Source organism: Pseudomonas sp. FDAARGOS_761, assembly GCF_013343155.1.
Classification (GTDB): domain Bacteria; phylum Pseudomonadota; class Gammaproteobacteria; order Pseudomonadales; family Pseudomonadaceae; genus Pseudomonas; species Pseudomonas aeruginosa.
Map to the genome: position 1 here is coordinate 2,729,575 of NZ_CP054572.1, position 20,074 is coordinate 2,749,648.

The 20,074-nt window shown below is 67.5% G+C and carries 9 protein-coding genes; 5 read left to right on the forward strand and 4 right to left on the reverse strand.

Annotated elements, in window-relative coordinates; genetic code table 11:
* Positions 1 to 115: 115 nt before the first annotated feature.
* From FOC67_RS12640 to FOC67_RS12650, 3 genes are all read left to right on the forward strand, one after another.
* Entirely contained in the window at positions 116 to 430 is a 315-nt protein-coding gene (locus FOC67_RS12640) for a hypothetical protein (protein ID WP_003113065.1), read from the forward strand.
* Positions 431 to 1,011: 581 nt separating this feature from the next.
* The gene (locus FOC67_RS12645) at positions 1,012 to 1,524 is read left to right on the forward strand and encodes a Bro-N domain-containing protein (RefSeq protein WP_003089651.1); all 513 of its coding nucleotides are present in this window, start codon (positions 1,012 to 1,014) and stop codon (positions 1,522 to 1,524) included.
* Positions 1,525 to 2,055: 531 nt separating this feature from the next.
* Positions 2,056 to 2,853 (forward strand): hypothetical protein, encoded by a 798-nt coding sequence (locus FOC67_RS12650; protein ID WP_009316182.1) that lies wholly within the window; start codon positions 2,056 to 2,058, stop codon positions 2,851 to 2,853.
* Positions 2,854 to 2,985: 132 nt separating this feature from the next.
* Here FOC67_RS12650 and pvdL read toward each other — a convergent pair whose 3' ends face one another.
* Both pvdL and pvdG read right to left on the reverse strand, forming a co-directional pair.
* Positions 2,986 to 16,014, reverse strand: a complete 13,029-nt coding sequence (pvdL, locus tag FOC67_RS12655) for a pyoverdine non-ribosomal peptide synthetase/polyketide synthase PvdL (RefSeq protein ID WP_009316183.1) — start codon at positions 16,012 to 16,014, stop codon at positions 2,986 to 2,988.
* A gap of 73 nt (positions 16,015 to 16,087) precedes the next feature.
* Positions 16,088 to 16,852: a pyoverdine biosynthesis thioesterase PvdG gene (gene pvdG, locus FOC67_RS12660; RefSeq protein WP_003139216.1), complete on the reverse strand. Its 765-nt coding sequence runs from the start codon at positions 16,850 to 16,852 to the stop codon at positions 16,088 to 16,090.
* Between the two features lie 642 nt (positions 16,853 to 17,494).
* Here pvdG and pvdS point away from each other — a divergent pair.
* Positions 17,495 to 18,058 (forward strand): pyoverdine signaling pathway sigma factor PvdS, encoded by a 564-nt coding sequence (gene pvdS, locus FOC67_RS12665; RefSeq protein WP_003113068.1) that lies wholly within the window; start codon positions 17,495 to 17,497, stop codon positions 18,056 to 18,058.
* A 16-nt stretch (positions 18,059 to 18,074) separates the two neighbouring features.
* On the opposite strand, the gene FOC67_RS12670 is transcribed toward pvdS, so the two are convergent.
* Positions 18,075 to 18,542 carry a hypothetical protein gene (locus FOC67_RS12670; protein WP_003113069.1) on the reverse strand — a complete coding sequence of 156 codons (468 nt, stop codon included), beginning with the start codon at positions 18,540 to 18,542 and terminating at the stop codon, positions 18,075 to 18,077.
* Positions 18,543 to 18,628: 86 nt separating this feature from the next.
* A complete protein-coding gene (gene ppk2, locus FOC67_RS12675; RefSeq protein ID WP_003089666.1) occupies positions 18,629 to 19,543 on the reverse strand; it encodes a polyphosphate kinase 2 in 915 nt (304 codons plus the stop codon).
* A gap of 261 nt (positions 19,544 to 19,804) precedes the next feature.
* On the opposite strand from ppk2, the gene FOC67_RS12680 reads away from it, so the two are divergent.
* Positions 19,805 to 20,050 (forward strand): hypothetical protein, encoded by a 246-nt coding sequence (locus FOC67_RS12680; protein WP_003089668.1) that lies wholly within the window; start codon positions 19,805 to 19,807, stop codon positions 20,048 to 20,050.
* The last annotated feature ends 24 nt before the right edge of the window (positions 20,051 to 20,074 follow it).

Below are 20,074 nucleotides of genomic sequence, written 5' to 3' on the forward strand. Positions count from 1 at the left end.
GACAGGACCGAACGGCACTGCCCTCTATTTTCTGAGGGCAAAAAAGACGCGGGCCGCAGGTGGTGGAACACCTACGACCCGCTAACCACAACCCAGCTTACTAAGGAGCTGACCCATGGCTAAGCCGAATGATACGTCCAACCCCGAGGTAACAGAATCGTCCCCCCGCTTCGTCCCGCTGCTACCCACCTCCCAGGCCGACATGTGTCCGCGTAGCGCCACCCTGTACGTGGACACCCATGCACTCCCCACGCACTTGTTCGACAACGCGAAAGTGCGCTTGAGGTCGGCGATCAACATCCTGGCCATGACCCGTTTGCTCGATGAGAAAGAAGAGCCCGGCGGCACCCTGGCCTACATCAACGGTGCGTTGCTGTCGCTGCTCAGCGATGCCTTGTCCGAAATCGAGGCGGGCCACCCGAGCCTGTAGCGCCGCTTCCCGGCGCGACGCCCCCGGCCTGGCCGGGGGCTTTGCGGCATCGCCCATCACAGGACCTTTCGCGCCCGAACGGCACGCTTGATCGCCGTCCCGGTCCTCGCGAAACGGCCGCCAATTGCCCGAAGCTTCCGACCCTTTTTTCGGACGATTTCTTACGCCCTTATAAATCAGCAAGTTACGAGACCTCGAAAAAAGAGGTTTTCTGGCAGGGAAAAACCCGCCGCTCCTGTTTTCCGCCAAATGGCTATAGGTTTTCCGGGCCAGCCCAGTGCCACGCAGATGACCAGGAAATGCTCAGGGAACGGGTTCGGCTGCGAGCAGTTCACCGCCATATAGACAGTGGACAAGAGCCTACCCTCATAGGCCTAGCTGTTCAGCGGGCTTGTGCCATCGGAGACTTCGTACAAGGCTTAGCCATTGCCGTCCTACAGGCGCTGTCAGTAGGCTTTTTTCGCCGGCGACTTCGGTTCCCGGCAGGCCACAGCCTGCTGGCCCAACACCCACGAGCGGCCTGTCTCCCTGCCGCGCCGGCAGAAGCCAGGCAGCGGACAGCTCAGAGAAGGATTTCTCCTATGCACGGCCATACCCAGCTTGCCCCGCACTACTTCTTCCGACAGCAGCGATTGCTGCGCGCGCTGCTGATCGACGACCAGGCCTGGTTCGTCCTCGACGACTTCGCCCGGCTCATCGAACACAGCCAGCCCGAACAGATGCTCGCCCGCCTGGACGACGACCAGGCGCGCCGGGAGTCGTTGCGTTCCGAACGTGGCGAAGACCAGGCGCAGTGGCTGATCAGCGAGTCCGGCGCGTATGCCGCGCTGATCTACCAGCAGCGCGGCGATGGCGGCGAATTGCGCCGCTGGCTCAGCGGCGAGGTGGTGCCGGAGTTGCGCAGCGCCACCGACGACAGCGGCATGCCGCGCTACGTCAAGTTGCGCTGGGAGCGCCAGGTGGTGCACATGCTCGACTGGCAGGGCAAGCTCTGGGTGAATTTCAGCGAGATGCCCGACCTCCTCGAACGCCAGGGCGAGCCCATGGTGCAACTGGGTTGGCGACGCTGGTTGCGCAAGTTGCGGCCGCTCTAGGCGAGCGGCCACTTGCTCGTCGCCGGGGCTCCACTCCTCCACCCGTTCGAGACGAAAGCCCGAACCCGATCAACAGGTTGAGCAGGCTGCCCAGCGTGCGGTGACGCTTGACCACGCCGCTGGCCAGCCAGTCGGTGGTACGCGGCCCTTCGATCGAGTAGCGGTCCAGCAGGTGCACCATCCCTCCCTGTCCAGCCGCCAGCCGGACAGCGGTATGGCGTGCAGGTTGACCGGCAGGCGGCGAAGAAGTCGTCGCGATCGTGGATGTTCTGCGTCATCTGCCACCTCCCGGAAGGACAGCGAAAGAATAAAGGCCGGCGGCGAAGAGCGACCGCCAGCGCAGCGAGCCGAAGCAAGTTCCGAATATAAGTTAATACCCTGTCAGATCTGGCAGCTTAAGGCGTATGGCGGCGCCAGTTAACAATATGGAAATAGACTTTCCCTAGCCTCACCTCCACGCACAACAACAAGAAGTCATCGGCATGAAAAAAATTCGAAAATTAATATTGGATGATTCCTTCGGAGAAGATTATGACTGCCAGGATCTACCGGGAAGTCGTCAACCCGGGAAAACTCGACGAAACACAGAGGGGAAACCTCGCAAGCGAACTCTACGCGATTCACGCCAGGATCTTTCATGGCGTCCAGTATGAATCCTTCGCTCGCGAGGTCATCCACTCCACTGCCCGCCTCACCCGCATCGCCATCTACCGCAACCGCCAGCACGAGATCGTCGGCTATTGCGCCGTGCATTTCCACGACTCGGAAGTCTTCCAGTACAGCAAGGCCTGCGTGATCCGCGCCGAGTCGGGGATCCTCCCGGAGTACCGCGGGACCAACCAGAGCATTCCCTTCCTTACCCGCCAGGTGCTGCGCTACAAGTTGCTCAACCCCGGCAAGCGCCTGCTGTTCCTCGACACCCTGATCCATCCCTCCAGCTACGCCCTGGTGACCAAGTACGTGGATGACGTCTGGCCCTGCCACTGCGACCTGGAAAGCCACCACGTGAAGTTCCTCGAACACCTGATCGCCCAGTTCAGCTTCAAGCGCAGCAGCAACGATCCGCTGGTGGTCGACACCGGCTGGACCACCACCGAGGCCGATCACGAACGGGCACGCTGGGCTACGCACAGCAATCCGAATGTGCGTTTCTTCCTTGATCGGAACCCGGAATATCACAAGGGCAACGGATTGATCACGGTATTCCCGATTACCTTGAAGAACATCTTTACGGCGACCCGGCGTTTCAAGCGCAGTTCTTCGGTCAAGCGTAAACAGCACCAGCGTTACAACGCGGCTTCGGCGAAAGTCGGGAATATCGCGTTGTAATGAATCAAGCCGACCCATATATCGGCGTTTATATATACGCACATATATGAAGAATGGCCGGAAGGGAGTATGGAACATTCCCTTCCGGCCATTTTCATCGCCCCCCGCGAAGGGCTCGGCGGCCGGATCCGATCAGAGCATTTCCAGCTTCGACATCAGGTCGTTCAGGCGCTCGGCCTTCTGCTCGCTGATCTCGCTCGGGGCCAGGGACTCGATGTAGCTGGCCAGCTCTTCCACCGTGGTGCATTCGAACATCGCCCGTAGCGGCACGTTGCGTTGCAGGGCCTTCTGCACCCGCGAGGCGATCTGGGTGGCCAGCAGCGAATGCCCCCCGAGTTCGAAGAAGTTGTCGAACACCCCGACCCGCTCGACCTTCAGCACCTCGGCCCAGATCCGTGCCAGGGTTTCCTCCAGTTCGTTGCGCGGGGCCTGGTAGGCCTGGTTCTGCATCTGGCCGATGTCCAACGCCGGCAGCGCCTTGCGGTCGAGCTTGCCGTTGGCGTTGAGCGGCATCCGGTCCAGCACCAGCCAGTGCAGCGGCACCATGTAGTCCGGCAGGTCGGCGCGCAGTTGCTGCTTGATCCGCTCGAACCAGGCGCCCTGCTCCACCATCAGTCCGGCCGGCGAGTCGGCGCTGGAACGCTGTGTCTCGCCGGGAACCAGGTAGCCCACCAGGTACTTGCCGTTCGCCCCTTCCTGGACCGCCACCGCCGCCTCGCGGACGTCGGCGCGTTCGTGCAGGCGCGCCTCGATCTCGCCCAGCTCGATGCGGAAGCCGCGGATCTTCACCTGGTGGTCGATCCGCCCGACATATTCCAGCACTCCGTCGGCGCGCCGCCGCGCCAGGTCGCCGGTACGGTACAGACGCTCGCCCGGCGCGCCGAACGGATGCGGGACGAAGGCCTGGGCGGTGCGCAGCGGATCGCCGACGTAGCCACGACCGACGCCGGTGCCGGCCACGCACAGCTCGCCCACCGCGCCCAGCGGCACCAGTTCGAAGGCGTCGTCGGCGCCGGCACCGAGCAGGTACAGGCGGTTGTTGTCGGTGGGACTGCCGATCGGCAGGTAGGTGCTCTCGGTGGAGGCCAGGTCGACGCGGAAGAACGCCACGTCGTCGGAACACTCCGCCGGCCCGTAGGCATTCACCAGGCCGATCCTTGGGTAGCGCTTGAGCCACTGGCGCGCCAGTTCCGGCGGCATCGCCTCGCCAGTGGGCAACATCCAGCGCAGGCCGTCGAGGGCCTGGCGCTCTTCGGCGAGCATGCCCTGGATCAGCGACGGCACGCTTTCCAGCACCGTGATGCCCTGTTCGCCGACGTGCGCCAGCAGGCCCTGCGGATCGTGGGCGATGGCGTTCGGCACGATCGCCACGCGGGCGCCGAACAACGGCGCGGCGAGGAATTGCCAGACCGAGATGTCGAAGCTCTGCGAGGCGGTCTGGGCGATCACGTCGTTCTCGTCCAGTTCCAGGTACGGGACCTTGCTCAACTGGTTGTTGAGCATGCCCGCCTGCTCCACCATCACGCCCTTCGGCAGTCCGGTGGAGCCGGAGGTGTAGATCACGTAGGCGAGGTTCTGCGGCCCGCTGTAGACCTGCGGATCATGCTCGGCGCCCTCGCCCTGCTGGATCTCGTCCCACACCAGCAGGCGCGGCCGGTCGACGCAGCCGAGTTCGTCGAACAGCGCCAGCGCCTGCTCGCGGCAGGCCTGGGTGCAGACCAGTACCGGCGTGCGGCTCAGCTCGACGATCCGGGTCAGGCGCTGGGTCGGATGGCCGGGGTCGAGCGGCAGGTAGCCGGCACCGGCCTTGAAGCTGCCGACGATCATGCCGAGCAGGTCGAGGCCGCGCTCGGCCAGCAGTGCCACCGGCTGGTCGATGCCGACGCCGGCGGCGCGCAGGGCGTGGCCGAGACGGTTGGCCCGGCGGTTCAGCTCGGCGTAGCTCCAGCGCTGCTCCAGGCAACTGGCGGCGATGCGCTGCGGATGGGCCGCCACCTGCGCCTCGAACAGCCGCACGTAGCCTTGCTCCAGCGGGTAGTCGCGGGCGCTGCGGTTGCAGCCGTCGAGGAGGAAGTCGCGCTCGTCCTCGCCGAGTAGCGGCAAGGCCTCCAGTTCGCCATGGAAACCGTCGGCCAGGGCCAGCAGCAGGCGCTTGAACTCGCCGAGCAGGCGCTCGACGGTCGGCGCCTCGAAGTAGCGCTGGTCGTAGGACAGGTGCAGGCCGAGGTCATCGCCCGGATAGCAGACCACGGTCAACGGGAAGTTGGTGTGGGTACGCCCGGAGTCGGAACTGGCGTTCAGGCTCTGCGCGCGGTCCAGCACCGAGACTTCCACCGGGGCGTTCTCGAACACGAACAGGCTGTCGAACAGCGGCTGGCCCTTGGGCAGCTCGCTGCTTTCCTGGATGGCCACCAGGGGCAGGTGCTCGTGCTCGCGCAACTCCAGGTTGCGCTCGAACAGCCGGTTCAGCCACTCGCGCACCGTGCAGCGCTGGCCGGCGGCCGGCATCTGCACGCGCAATGGGATGCTGTTGATGAACAGGCCGACGGTGCGCTGCATTTCCGGCATGCCCACCGGACGCCCGGCCACGGTGACGCCGAAGAGCACGTCGCGCTCGCCGCTGAAGCGGCGCAGGGTCAGCGCCCAGGCGGCCTGGGCGAAGGTGTTGACGGTGAGCTGGTAGCGCTGCGCCAGTTCGCGCAGGCGCGCGCCGTCGGCGGCGTCCAGACGCGTGTAGCGGTCGCCGACGATCATCCCGCCGCTCTCGCCGGCGTGCTCGCGGAGGAACGGTCGGTCGCTGGGTACCAGGGTCGGCCGCTCGAAGCCGCGCAGGCTCTCGCTCCACCAGCGTCGCGATTGCTCCAGGTCCTGGCGTTGCAGCCAGGCGATGTAGTCACGGTAGCGCGGCGGCGTCGGCAGGTTCGCCGGGCGGCTTTCGCCGAGAGCACTGTAGATCTCGAAGAAGTCGTTCATCAGCAGGCCACGGCACCAGGCATCGATGAGGATGTGGTGGTTGCTCATCATGAACCAGTAGCGCGCCTCGCCCAGGCGGATCAGGCGCAGGTGGAACGGCGGCTGTTCGAGCAGGTCGAAGCCGGCCTCGCGCTCGCGCTTGTGCAGCGCTTGCAGGCGTTCCTCGTGGCCGTCCTCCGGCAGTTCGCTCCAGTCGAGGAACTCGATGCGGGTGCGACCGGGCTTATGGATCACCTGCAGCATCGTTTCGCCGGCATTCCAGACGAACGACGCGCGCAGCGCCTCGTGGCGGGCCACCACCGCCTGCCAGGCGGCGGCGAAGCGCTCGGGATCGAGCGGGCTGTCGATCCGGTAGCGGTCCTGCATGTAGTAGATGCCGGTGCCCGGTTCCAACAGGGTGTGCAACAGCAACCCTTCCTGCATCGGGGTCAGCGGATAGACGTCCTCGATCTCGCCGGCCGGCACCGCCAGGGCGTCCAGTTGCGCCTGGCTCAGTTGCGCCAGCGGGAAGTCGGACGGGGTCAGGCCGCCGGCGCCGTCTTCCAGGCAATGCTCGATCAGCGCCTGCAGTTCGGCGAGATAGGCCTGCGCCAGCTCGTTCACCGTCTGCGCGTCGTAGCGCTCGCGGCTGTAGGTCCAGCGCAGCACCAGCTCGCCGCCGTAGACCTGGCCATCGACGCTCAGCTCGTTGGGCAACGGCGCCTGCTCGTCGTGGATCGGCCCGGTGGGCTGGTCCAGCGGCTGGAACAGGGCGTCGGCGAAGCTCTGGTCGAACTGTCCGAGGTAGTTGAAGGTGATCGGCGCCGTCGGCAGCGCGGCCATCGCCTGGCGCACCGCCGGATCGGCGAGGTAGCGCAGCACGCCGTAGCCGAGGCCCTTGTGCGGCACCGCGCGGAGCTGTTCCTTGATCGCCTTGATCGACTCGCCCGGGCTCTGCGCCGGGGTCAGGCGCAACGGGTAGGCGCTGGTGAACCAGCCGACACTGCGGGTCAGGTCGATATCGTCGAACAGCGCCTCGCGGCCATGCCCTTCCAACTGCACCAGCGTCGACGGCTGCCCGCTCCAGCGGCAGAGCACGCGAGCGAGGGCGGTCAGCAGCAGGTCGTTGACCTGGGTGCGGTAGGCCGCCGGCGCCTGTTGCAGCAATTGCCGGGTACGTTGCGGGTCGAGCCGCAGGCTGACACTTTCCGCCAGCGCCTCGCGGTTGTCGCCCTGCGGGCGGTCGCACGGCCACTCGACCGGCTGCCCACCCAGCCGGGCTTGCCACCAGCCCAGCTCCTCGCGCAGCGATTCGCTGCCGGCGTAGGCCTGCAGGCGTCCGGCCCAGTCGCGGAAGGCGCTGGTCTTGGCCGGCAGCGCCGGTTCGGCGCCCTCGGTGAGCTGACGGTAGACCTGTTGCAGATCCTCCAGCAGCACCCGCCAGGACACCCCGTCCACCGCCAGGTGGTGGATCGCCAGCAGCAGGCGTTGCTCGCCGGCCGGGCCGTCCACCAGCACCGCGCGCAGCAGCGGACCCTGTTCGAGGTCGAGGCTGCGCTGGGCCTTGGCGAACAGCTCGGCGCATTCGTCGAAGGATTGCACCGGAACGTGCCAGAGCAGTTCCTGTTCGCGCAGCGGACGATGCTGCGCCAGCCACTCGCCGTCGACCTGGTGGAACGCCAGGCGCAGGGCATCATGCTGTTCGACCAGGCGTTGCAGGGACTTGCGCAGCAGACCGAGGTCAATGGCCTGCCGCGGCTGCAACAGCAGCGACTGGTTCCAGTGTTCGCGGCGCGCCAGCGGCAGGTCGAAGAACCAGTGCTGGATCGGCGTCAGCGCGCTGTCGCCCTGCACCGGCCCCTGCTCGGCCTGGCTGGCCTGGCTGTGCCGGGCCACCGCGGCGAGGCTCTGCACGGTCTGGTGCTGGAACAGGTCGCGGGGGCTGAAGTGGATGCCGAGCTGGCGGGCGCGGCTGACCACCTGGATCGACAGGATCGAATCGCCGCCCAGTTCGAAGAAGTTGTCGCCGAGACCTACCCGCTCGACGTTCAGCACCTCGCGCCAGACCCCGGCCAGTTGCTGCTCCAGCACGCTGCGCGGGGCCTCGTAGGCCTGCCGGTTGAGCGCCGGGTCGGGCGCCGGCAGCGCGCGGCGGTCGAGCTTGCCGTTGGCGGTCAGCGGCAGGCTGGCGAGCAACAGCAGGTGGGCCGGCACCATGTAGTCCGGCAATTGCTGCTTGAGATGCGTTTTCAGCGCCTCGCGCAGCGCCGCCTGGGCGTCCTCGTCCTGCTCGGCCACCGCGCTGGCGACATAACCGGCCAACTGCTTGCCACTCGGGCTGTCGAGCGCCAGGACCAGCGCTTCGCGAACCTGCGGATGCTCCAGCAGGCGCGCCTCGATCTCGCCCAGTTCGATGCGGAAGCCACGGATCTTCACCTGGTGGTCGATGCGGCCGACATATTCCACCAGGCCGTTGTCGCACAGGCGCACCAGGTCGCCGGTGCGGTACAGGCGGCCGCCCTCGGCAGCGAAGGGATCGGGCACGAAGCGCTCGGCGCTGAGCGCCGGACGCTCATGGTAGCCGCGCGCCAGGCCGGCGCCGCCGACGTAGAGTTCGCCGGTCGCGCCCTGCGGCACCAGGGCCAGGTCGGCATCCAGGATGTAGGCGACCCGCGCGCCGACCACGCTGCCGATCGGCACGCTGGCGGCACCCTCCTCCAGTCGTTCGGGAGCCAGGCAGGCCAGCGGCATGACCACCGTTTCGGTCGGTCCGTAGGCATTGAAGAACGACGCCGGGGCGAAGGCCTGGCGAATCCGTTGCAGGTGCTCGCCGGTCAGCGCTTCGCCGCCGGTGATGCACATGCGCACCGGCAACTGCCGGCCCTGGCTCTCCAGCCACTGGGCGAGCTGGCTGCCGTAGCTCGGGGTGAAGCCGAGGATGCTCACGCCCTCCGCGCGGATCAGCTCGCAGATTTCCTCCGCGCCCCACTGGCCCTGGGCCCGCAGCACCACGCGGGCGCCGCACAGCAACGGGGCCAGCAGGCGCTCGCTGGCGGCGTCGAAGTTGATCGAATAGAAGTGCAGTTCGCAATCCTCGGCGCGCATGCCGAAGCGCTCGATCACCGCGGCGCAGTGCATGGCGATCTCGCCGTGGGAGACCGCCACGCCCTTCGGCTTGCCGGTGGAGCCGGAGGTATAGATCAGGTAGGCCTGGTGCTGCGGCCCGCTCAGCGCTGCCAGCGGCGCGGGGTCCTCGGCGTCCAGCGCCGGGCCGTCCTCCTCGAGGCACCAGCGCGCCACGCCCGCCGGCAGCTCGCCGAGGGCCTCGAACAGCGCCGCGTGGCTGAGCAGCAGGCGTACGCCGCTGTCCTCGATCATGTATTGCAGGCGCTCCAGCGGATATTCCGGGTCCAGCGGCACGTAGGCGCCGCCAGCCTTGAGGATCGCCAGCAGGCCGACGACCATCTCCAGCGAACGCTCCAGGGCCAGGCCGACTCGCACTTCCGGGCCGACGCCATGACCGCGCAGGACGCGCGCCAGACGGTTGGAGCGGGCGTCGAGTTCGGCATAGCTCAGGGTCTGTCCGGCGAAGGTCAGCGCCGGGGCCTGGGGGCTGGCCGCCACGCGGGCGGCGAACAGGCCATGGAGGGTGTCCTGGAGCCCTGCCTCGCCGGCCGTGCCGGCGAGCAGCAGTTGCTTCCGCTCCTCGGCGGCGAACAGCGGCAATTCGGCAATGCGCCGCTGCGGGTCGCCCAGCAGCGCCTCCAGCAGGTTCTGCCAGTGTCCGGCCATCCGCGCGATGCGCGGTTCGTCGAACAGGTCGCGGCTGTAGGTCAGGCAGCAGCCGAGGCGCTGGTCGAGGTCGGTGACCTCCAGGTTGAGGTCGAACTTGGTCGCCCGCGCATCGTTGGCGATGTACTCGACGGTCATCCCGGCCAGCTGCCGGGTCTGCTGGAACTCCCAGCGCTGGACGTTGCACATCACCTGGAACAACGGGTTGTAGGCGGCGCTGCGCGGCGGTTGCAGGGCTTCCACCAGGTGGTCGAACGGCAGGTCCTGATGCGACTGGCCATCGATCACGGTCTGCCGCACCTGCTCCAGCAGCTCGCCGACGCTCATCTGCCCGTCGAGCCGGCAGCGCAGCACCTGGGTATTGAGGAAGGCGCCGATCAGCCCTTCGCTCTCCGGGCGGATGCGGTTCGCCACCGGCGCGCCGATACGCAGGTCCTGCTGGCCGCTGTAGCGGTAGAGCAAGGCCGCAAGGGTGGCGGTCATGGTCATGAACATGGTCAGCCCGCGGGCGGCGTTGAAGCGCCGCACGCGCTCGGCCAGCTCGGGGCTCAGGTCGAAGCGGTAGAGGTCGCCCTGGTGGCTCTGCACCGGCGGGCGTGGCCGGTCGCCCGGCAGTTCGAGCAGCGGATGCTCGTTGCCCAGCTGGGCCTTCCAGTAGTCGAGCTGGCGCTGGCGCTCGCCGCTCTCCAGCCACTCGCGCTGCCACACGCTGTAGTCCAGGTACTGGACCGGCAACGGCTCCAGCGGCGATTCGCGGTCGTCGAGGAAGGCCTCGTAGAGCGCGCCCAGTTCGCGGGCGAAGATGTCCATCGCCCAGCCTTCGGTGACGATGTGGTGCAGGGTCACCACCAGGTAGTGCTCACGCTCGGCCATCTTCACCATGCAGACCCGCAGCAATGGCCCGCTCTCAAGATCGAAGGGCCGGTGCGCCTCGCTGTCGGCGAGGGTCTGCAGGTGCTGCTGGCGGCTGTCGCGGTCGAGCGCGGAGAAGTCCTGCCAGTCCATGTGCAGGCCGCCATCGCCATGTACGCGCTGTACCGGCACGCCGTCGACGCTGGGGAACGTGGTGCGCAGGGTCTCGTGGCGCTGCACCAGGGCCTGTAGCGCGGCCTCGAAGCGCGCCACGTCCAGCGGCCCGCTCAGGCGCGCCAGGCCGCCGACGTTGTAGGCCGGGCTGTCCGGCTCCAGTTGCCAGAGGAACCACATGCGCTGCTGCGAGTAGGACAGCGGCACCGGCTGCTCGCGGTCGATGCGGCGGATCGCGCCGTGGCTGTCGGTACGTCCAGCAGCCTGGGCTGCGCGGACCTGTTCGCAGAAGGCCTCCAGTTCGCTGGCCTCGAACAGCGCGCGCAACGGCAGTTCGACGTCGCAGGCCTGGCGTGTGCGCGAGACGATGCGGGTGGCCAGCAGGGAATGCCCGCCGAGTTCGAAGAAATCGTCGCGCAGGCCGACCCGCGGCAGGCCGAGCACTTCGCTCCAGATCGCTGCGATGCGCCGTTGCAGCTCGGTCTGCGGCTCGACGTGCTCGCGCTGCTGCCAGACCGGCTCCGGCAGCGCCCGCGTATCCAGCTTGCCGCTCGGGCCAAGGGGCATCTGCGCCAGGCGCATCAACTGCGCCGGGACCATGTATTCCGGCAGTTCGGCCTGTAGCGCGGCGCGCAGGCGCTGGTTCTGCTCGGCTTCCGCCTCGGCGCCGGCAGCGCCGGTGTAGTAGCCGACCAACTGGCTGCCGGCCACGCCTTCGCGGATCACCACCACCGCCTGGGCCACCCCCGGCTGCGCCAGCAGGCGTGCCTGGATCTCCTCCGGCTCGATGCGGAAGCCACGCAGCTTGACCTGCTGGTCGAGGCGGCCGAGGTATTCCAGCACGCCGTCGGCGTTCCAGCGCGCACGGTCGCCGGTGCGGTACAGGCGCTCACCGTCGGCCGAGAACGGATCGGCGACGAAGCGCTCGGCGCTCAGCGCCGGGCGCCCCAGGTAGCCACGGGCCAGGCCCAGGCCGCCGATGCACAGCTCGCCGGCGACGCCGGCCGGCAGCAGGTTGAACTCGGCGTCCAGCACGCGGCAGACCACGTTGCCCAGCGGCCGACCGATCGGCGAACGCTCGCCGTCTTCCGTGCGGCACTGCCAATGGGTGACGTTGATGGCGGTCTCGGTCGGCCCGTAGCGGTTATGCAGGGCCACCGCCGGCAGGCGTTGCAACACGCGGTTGCGCAGCTCCGCCGGAAGCGCCTCGCCGCCGGAGAACAGGCGGCGCAGGCTGCCGCAGGCGGCGACACCGGGTTCGTCGATGAACAGTTGCAGCAGCGGCGGCACGAAGTGCAGCGTGGTCACCCCGAACTGCCGCACCAGTTCCACCAGGCGCGCCGGATCGCGGTGCTCGCCGGGGGCGGCGAGGACCAGCCGGCAACCGGTGACCAGCGGCCAGAAGCACTCCCACACCGACACGTCGAAGCTCACCGGCGCCTTCTGCATCAGCACGTCGTCGCCGTCGAGGGCGTAGGTCGCCTGCATCCATTGCAGGCGCTCGGCCAGCGCCGCGTGGGTGTTGCCCACGCCCTTCGGCTGGCCGGTGGAGCCGGAGGTGTAGATGACGTAGGCGAGATTGTCGCCGTGCAGGTGCAGGCCCGGTGCCTGGCTCGGCCAGTTGTCGAGCTTGAGGCTGTCCAGGCAGATCGGCGTGACGCCCTCCGCGCCAGGCAGGCGCTCGAACAGATGGGCCTGGGTCAGCAGCAGCTCGACGCCGCTGTCGGCGAGCATGTAGGCCAGGCGTTCGCTGGGGTAGTCCGGGTCCAGCGGCACGTAGGCGCCGCCCGCCTTGACGATCGCCAGCAGACCGACCAGCAGTTGCGGCGAACGCTCGGCGCAGATCGCTACCCGCACGTCCGGGCCGACGCCCTTGTCGCGCAGGTAGTGGGCCAGGCGGTTGGCCCGGGCGTGCAGTTCGGCGTAGCCGAGGCTGCCGCCGTCCCACTCCAGGGCGACGCGTTCGGCGGACTGCGCCAGTTGCCGCTCCAGCAGCTCCGGCAGCAAGGCGCGCGCCGGCTCGCAGGGCGCGCTGCCCCATTCGGCGAGGTGCGCCGCCTGCTCGGCGTCGACCAGGGCGATATCGCCGAGGCAGCGCTGCGGGTCTTCCGCGACCTGGCGCAGCAGCTCCAGGTATTGCGCGGCGAAACGCCGGATGCTGGCCTCGTCGAAGAGGTCCGCGGCGTAGTCGAAATTCAGGGTCAGGCGACCGCGAGCGTCCTCCTCGCTCTGCAGTTGCAGGTCGAACTTGGCTTCGCGGCTGTGCCAGGGCAGCTCGTCGGCGAGCAGGCCGGGCAGCCGGCGCAACGCCGACAGGTCGCGCTGCTGGTGGTTGAACAGCACCTGGAACAACTGGCCGCCCTGGCCGCAGGCCGCGAGCACCTGGTCGAACGGCAGGTCCTGGTTGGCCTGGGCGCCGAGGGTCGCCTCGCGAGCCTCGCCGAGCAACGCGGCGAACGGCTGGCGCGCCCGGGGCGTGCCGCGCAGGACCAGGGTGTTGATGAAGAAGCCGACCAGCCCCTGGGTCTCCAGGCGCTGGCGGTTGGCGCTGGGCACGCCGATGCGGATCTCGCCTTGCCCGCTGTGGCGATGCAGCAGCGCCTGGAACGCCGCCAGCAGCCACATGAAGACACTCGCCTCATGGTCCAGCGCGGCCTCGCGGATAGCCCGCGCCAGGGCTTCGTCGACCCGCAGGCTGTAGCGCGCGGCGGGCGACGCCTGGCGCGCCGTGCGCGGATGGTCGGTGGCCAGTTCCAGCACCGGCGCCGCGTCGCCCAGGCGTTCCCGCCAGTAGGCCAGTTGGCGGGCGCCCTCGCCCGCGTCCAGCCACTGCCGTTGCCAGGCGGCGAATTCGGCGTAGTGCAGTTCCAGCGGCGCCAGGTCGGCCGGCTGGCCACCGCAGGCTTCGGCGTAGAGCCGCGAGAATTCGTCGAGCAGCAGGTTCAGCGACCAACCATCGGCGACGATGTGATGCAGGGTGACCCAGAGCTGGTGCTCCTGTTCGTCCAGGCGCACCAGGCTGATCCGCAGCAGCGGCCCCTTTTCCAGGTCGAACGGCTGCTGCGCCTCGGCTTCGCGGCGCTGCGCGGCAGCCGCGGCGCGTTCGTGCTCGGCCAGGGCGGCGAGGTCGACGAACTGCCAGGCGAATTCGCCCCGCTCATCGATACGCTGCAAGGCCGCGCCGTCGCGCTCGAGGAAACGCGTGCGCAGCGCTTCGTGGCGTTCGACCAGGCGCTGGAAGCTGGCGCGCAGCGCCGCTTCGTCCAGCTCGCCGCGCAGGCGCAGGCCGCCGGGGATGTTGTAGGCGGCGCTCTGCGGATCGATCTGCCAGGTCAGCCAGAGACGCTGCTGCGCCGCCGACTGCGGCAGGTCGACACCGCGCGGCAGGTGCGCCATCGGTGCCTCGGCCGGCAGGCCGGCGGCCAGTTGGCGGGCCACCGTGGCGCTGAAGGCGTGCAGGGTCGGCGCCTCGAACAGTTGGCGCAGGTCGAGGGCAACGCCGAGACTGTCGCGCACCTGGGCGACCACCTGGGCGGCGCCGATGGAGTTGCCACCGAGCAGGAAGAAGTGATCGCGCGGCGCTACCTGCGCCACGCCCAGCCGGGCCTTCCAGATCTCGCCGATGCGTGCCAGCAGTTCGTCGTCGCCTGCCGGCGGCTGCGCCTCCTGCACGGCCTGGAGGCCGGGAAACAGCGCATAGCTGTCCAGGCTGCCGTCTTCCAGGCGCAGGCGGCAGGCGGAACGTTGCAGCTTGCCGCTGGATGTTTTCGGCAAGGCGCCGGGATTGAGCAGCGCCACCACCTTCGGCGCTTCCTGGTAGGCCTCGGCCACCGCCTGGCGGATCGAGTCGATCAGCTCCTGGGCCGGCACCGACTTCTGGACGCCGCGACCGATCTCGGCGGCAATGCCGATGCCTTCCTCGCCATCGACCGTGACCGCGAAGGCCGCGACCCTGCCCTTGCGCGCCGACGGCACCTCGCTCTCGACGGTGCGCTCGATGTCTTGCGGATAGAGGTTGTGGCCGCGGACGATGAGCATGTCCTTCAGGCGCCCGGTGACGAACAGTTCGCCGTCGCGGAGGAAACCAAGATCGCCGGTGCGCAGCCAGGTGCGCCCGTCACGCTCGACGAAGGTCTTCGCCGAGGCTTCCGGGTTGCGCCAGTAGCCGTGGGCGATGCTCGGCCCGGCGGCCCAGATCTCGCCGACGTTGTCGTCGCCGAGGACCTCGCCGCTCGCCGCGTCTACGATCAGCACGGCGTGTTCCGGCTGGCTGCGGCCGCAGCACATCAGCACGCTGCCTGCGCCTTCGGCGATGCGGTTGCGCGCCAGCGCCTCGCCATCCACCGCCAGGGCGGGAATGCCCTGGCCGCGCTGGCCGCCGGTGACGAACAGGGTCGCCTCGGCGAGGCCGTAGCAGGCGAAGAAACTGGACGCGTCGAAGCGGCTGGCGGCGAATTTCTCGGCGAAGCGTTCCAGGCTGTCCTGGCGGATCGGCTCGGAACCGGAGAAGGCCACCCGCCAGCCGCTCAGGTCGAGACGCTGCAGGGCCGACTCGGCGACCCGCTCGCTGCACAGCCGATAGGCGAAATCGGGACCGCCGCTGACGGTGCCGCCGTACTGGCTGATGGCTTCCAGCCAGCGCACCGGACGTTCGAGGAAGTAGCGCGGCGACATCAGCACGCAGGGTACGCCGCTGAAGATCGGTTGCAGCAGGCCGCCGATCAGGCCCATGTCGTGGTACAGCGGCAGCCAGCTGACGATCACGTCGTCGGCACCGATGCCGAAGCCTCGGCGGATCAGCACCTCGTTGGCGACCAGGTTGCCATGGCTGACCTGCACGCCCTTGGGCAGTGCGGTTGAACCGGAGGTGTACTGGAGGAAGGCGATGTGCTCGGGACGCACTTGCGGCTCGTCCCAGGCCTCGGCAACGGCCGGGTCCAACTGGTCGACGCAGAGCAGTTGCGGGGCGTTGGCGGCGGACAGTTGCGCGTTCATCTGCAGCAATGGCTCGCGCAGGTCAGCGGTGGTCAGGACCAGGCGCGGCTCGGCGTCGGCGATGATCGACAACAGGCGTTCCTGGTGATGGCGGCGCGCCGATTCCGGCGGATAGGCCGGCACCGCGATGACCCCGGCATACAGGCAACCGAAGAACGCCGCGACGTAGTCGGGGCCGCTGGGAAACAGCAGTACCGCGCGATCGCCCAACTGCGCATGGGCCTGCAGGGCCGCGGCGATGCTCCGCGCGCGCAGGTCGAGATCGCGATAGCTGAGGACCACGCCTTCGCCATCGTCCTCGGCGAGGAAGCGCAGCGCCAGGCGCTCGGGCTCCTGGACGGCGCGGCGACGCAGGGCCTGGACCAGGGTGGTGGGAAGTTCGAAGGCGTCCATCATGTGTTTTCCTGCCTGAATTCGGCTTGCAATCGAGTTCTAGTGAGTCTCCGGAAACAGTCGTCGCGGCCGCCCCTCAACTGGCGGCGCGCATGCTTCCCCGGACCTTGTCCTTGTGCCAGCGCAGCAGATGCTGGCCGGCGTAGCGACGCAGCAGGCGCAGCAACTGCCCCTGCTGTTCGCGGATGAAAAAGTGCTGCCCGTCGAGCAGGTCGAGGGTGAAGTCGCCCCCGGCCTCATGCAGCCAGCCGAGCAACTCGGCGCTGCGCAGGCTGTCCTCGCGTCCGCCGAACAGGTGCAGCGCCGCGTCCAGCGGCCCATGCGCCTGGTAGCGGTAGCTGCCGGTGACGAGAAAGTCCGCTCGCACCACCGGCAACAGCATCTGCATCAGCGACGGGTCGTTGAGGACGGCCTCCGGAGTACCCCGGTAGTCGCGCAACGCGGCAACCAGTTCGGCGTCGGCCTTGGCGCGCCGGTAGCCGCTGACATCGTTTTCGGCGGGCGGGGATACACCGGAGAGGAATAGCGCCAGCGGCCCTTCGAGGCCGCGCCGGCGCATGGCATGGGCCAGTTCGAAGGCCAGCAGCCCGCCCAGGCTGTGGCCGAAGAAGGCGTAGGGAGAAGCGCTGTCGAGGGTGCCTTGCAGCTCGCTGGCCAATTGCGCGACCAGGCTGGCGGCATCGGTATGCAGGGCCTCGCCGAAGCGGAGGCCGCGCCCCGGCAATTCCAGGGGCAACAAGCGGATCCAGCCCGGCAGGCTGGGCTGCCAGCGGCGGAACAGCGTGGCGCTGGCCCCCGAATAAGGCAGGCAGAACAATTGCAGGGAAACGGCCGGGCTCACCTGCCGACCTCCTTGCGCCGCTGTCGTGGCCCTCGTCCGGGGCAGAGCGCTTTCCCATGATCGATCGGCATTTCCGTCTCCTGCTGCGCACGCCGGGGCGCCGGGCACCTGCCCGCGCTGTCACAGAGGGGAACGGATAACAACGGCAAATAATTAGCGCATGTAACCGCAATCTCCGGGCAACCGCGGAGCATTGCGCGAAAGGACGCCAACCCCTATCCATTCTGATGGGTTGTGCCCGGCGCTATCGCCGCATCGGCGATAGCGATGTACGCCATGGAGCAGCCGGGGACGGTTGTCGCAGCGCCTTCGCGCAGTTCTTGCGCGGAACGTCGGCAGGAGCCGCGAGGCATTCAATACCTATTTCTAACTAGCTGATTCCTAAAGATTATTAAAAAAATTTCGTCTGCGACGCATGACTGCAACATTGGCGCGGCCATCCTTCTGAAACGCCGAAGAATTTCTCCCCTCCATCATTCGCAGCGGCTATTTGCCAGCATGCGGACCATTCACGAATAAAGGTGAGATTGGTTATTTCTTCGTAATTGACAATCATTATCATTCAACATAATTTGTTGCGCCATGTGTGGGTCTCCCCCACCGCCAGTGCTCTGCAGCCCCCTCCGCAGCAAGGTGATTTCCATGTCGGAACAACTGTCTACCCGCAGATGCGATACCCCGCTCCTCCAGGCTTTCGTCGATAACCGCACGATCCTGGTGAAGATCGCCGCCCGCATTACCGGTTGCCGCTCGCGAGCCGAAGATGTGGTCCAGGATGCGTTCTTCAGGCTCCAGTCGGCGCCGCAGATCACTTCGTCGTTCAAGGCACAGCTCAGCTACCTGTTCCAGATCGTCCGCAACCTGGCCATCGATCACTACCGCAAGCAGGCGCTCGAACAGAAATACTCGGGGCCGGAGGAAGAAGGCCTGAACGTGGTGATCCAGGGCGCCTCGCCGGAAACCTCGCACATCAACTACGCGACCCTCGAACACATCGCGGATGCCCTCACCGAGCTGCCCAAGCGCACCCGCTACGCCTTCGAGATGTACCGCCTGCACGGCGTGCCGCAGAAGGACATCGCCAAGGAACTGGGCGTCTCGCCGACCCTGGTCAACTTCATGATCCGCGACGCCCTGGTGCACTGCCGCAAGGTCACCGCCGAGCGCCAGGGCGACAACGTCACCCATCTCAGCGCCCGCCGCTGACGGCGGCGAGCATTCCTCAGCGCCGGTAGCGGCGCACCGACGCCGCCTGCGCCTCGGCCCTGGCGGCGAAATGGGTTCCCAGCAGCAACAGCGCCGCGCGCTTGTGGCGAAAATCGAAGGGTTGGCCGCAGCAGCGGCAAAGGCCCGGCGCGGTTTCGCAGCGCTCCTTTCCCAGCGTTGTCCTCGGCGGCTCAACGGGACCGTCCAGGTAGAAATGGTGGACCAGCGCCGCCAACCACTCCGCCACCCGCTCCGGCTCTCCCCGCTCCCGCGGCCCAAGGGCGTAAAGCAAGCCCGTGGGATCGCCACGCCGGCGCTCCTCCTCGATGAATGCGCAGGTCGCGACAGGTTCAGGACGCTCCTGCGCCGGCTCGTGCGACTCGTTGCACGCAGGCCGCTGCCTGTCGCAGCGGGCATATGGATCGGCCTCGCGGCGCTCGAGGGGCGACGGAAACGACAGGCTGGAGGCTGGGGACGGAAGCATGGCCGGCTACTCGTGGGGCTTGCCTGAGTAACGTCGCATCCCGCCGCGAATTTACCCGTCCAGCCCGGCGTCCGGCCGAACGGCCATCAATAGACTTCCGGCACGATGATCTCACCGGGCGTCGGATGCCTGACGTAATCGGCGTGGCGCAGGCGCTCCGGCAGGTGTACCGGCGGCTGCGGAACTTCCCGGTAGGGCATCTGCTGCAACAGGTGGTGGATGCAATTCAGCCGCGCGCGCTTCTTGTCGTCGGCCTGTACCACCCACCAGGGCGCCTCGGGGATGTGGGTGCGTTCGAGCATGGTTTCCTTGGCCTTGGTGTAGGCCTCCCAGCGCCGCCGCGACTCCAGGTCCATCGGGCTGAGCTTCCACTGCTTGAGCGGATCGTGGATACGGCTGAGGAAGCGCAGGTGCTGCTCGGCGTCGGAGATGGAGAACCAGTACTTGAGCAACTGGATGCCCGAGCGCGCCAGCATCTTTTCGAACTCCGGCACGCTGCGGAAGAATTCCTCGTATTGTTCGTCGTTGCAGAAACCCATGACCCGCTCGACCCCGGCACGGTTGTACCAGCTGCGGTCGAACAGGACGATCTCGCCACCGGCCGGCAGGTGCGAGACGTAGCGCTGGAAATACCACTGGGTCTGCTCGCGGTCGTTCGGCGCGGGCAGCGCGGCGACCCGGCAGACCCGCGGGTTGAGGCGCTGGGTGATGCGCTTGATCACGCCGCCCTTGCCCGCCGCGTCGCGCCCCTCGAAGAGAATCACCACCTTGTGCCCGGTGTGCACCACCCAGTTCTGCAGTTTCACCAGTTCCCGTTGCAGGCGGAACAGTTCGCGGAAATAGCGGCGCCGACTCAATTCGCCGGGCGCATCCTCCTGCTCGGGACCGAACAGCTCGTCCAGGTTCAGCTCGTCGTCGAGCAGTTCCTGCTCCAGCTCTTCGTCGTGTCGATCGAGCCAGTCGCGACCGATGCGGCCCGAGGTATCGCCATAGGAGTCCATGCGCTGCTCTCCACGTCATGCCGAAATACCGCGAATGCTAGGCGCGTCTTCATGACGGTTTGGTGACGGTTAGATGAAAACGTAGCGATCGCTCGCCGTCGAAAACAGTCGAAAGGTCACTGAAAGTCAGAAAATTCCCTAATCATTTGAATGACTTGGCCTAAGCTGGCCAGCCTCTCCGCACTTTCCACATGCTCCGCGCACCCCGGCGACCGCCGGGGCGAACCGCGCCCTTGCGGCGCCATTGATCGGAGATCAACCATGCAAGCGTTTTCCAAACAGCAACTCATCGATGCGCTGAACGCCCAGAGCAGCGACCTGGCCACCCTGCAGAGCCTGGTCATGGGCCTCTACCTGTGGATTCGCGACAGCCATGGCCAGGCCAGCGTCGATGCGGCCTTCCAGCGCGCCCGCGAGGAGGCCAGGCAATTCCGCCAGCAGAGCGGCAACCAGGCTGACGAGCGATTGATCCTGCAACTGGCGGAAATCGTCCGCGAACAACCCTGAGCCATGACCGGCACAGACTGACCG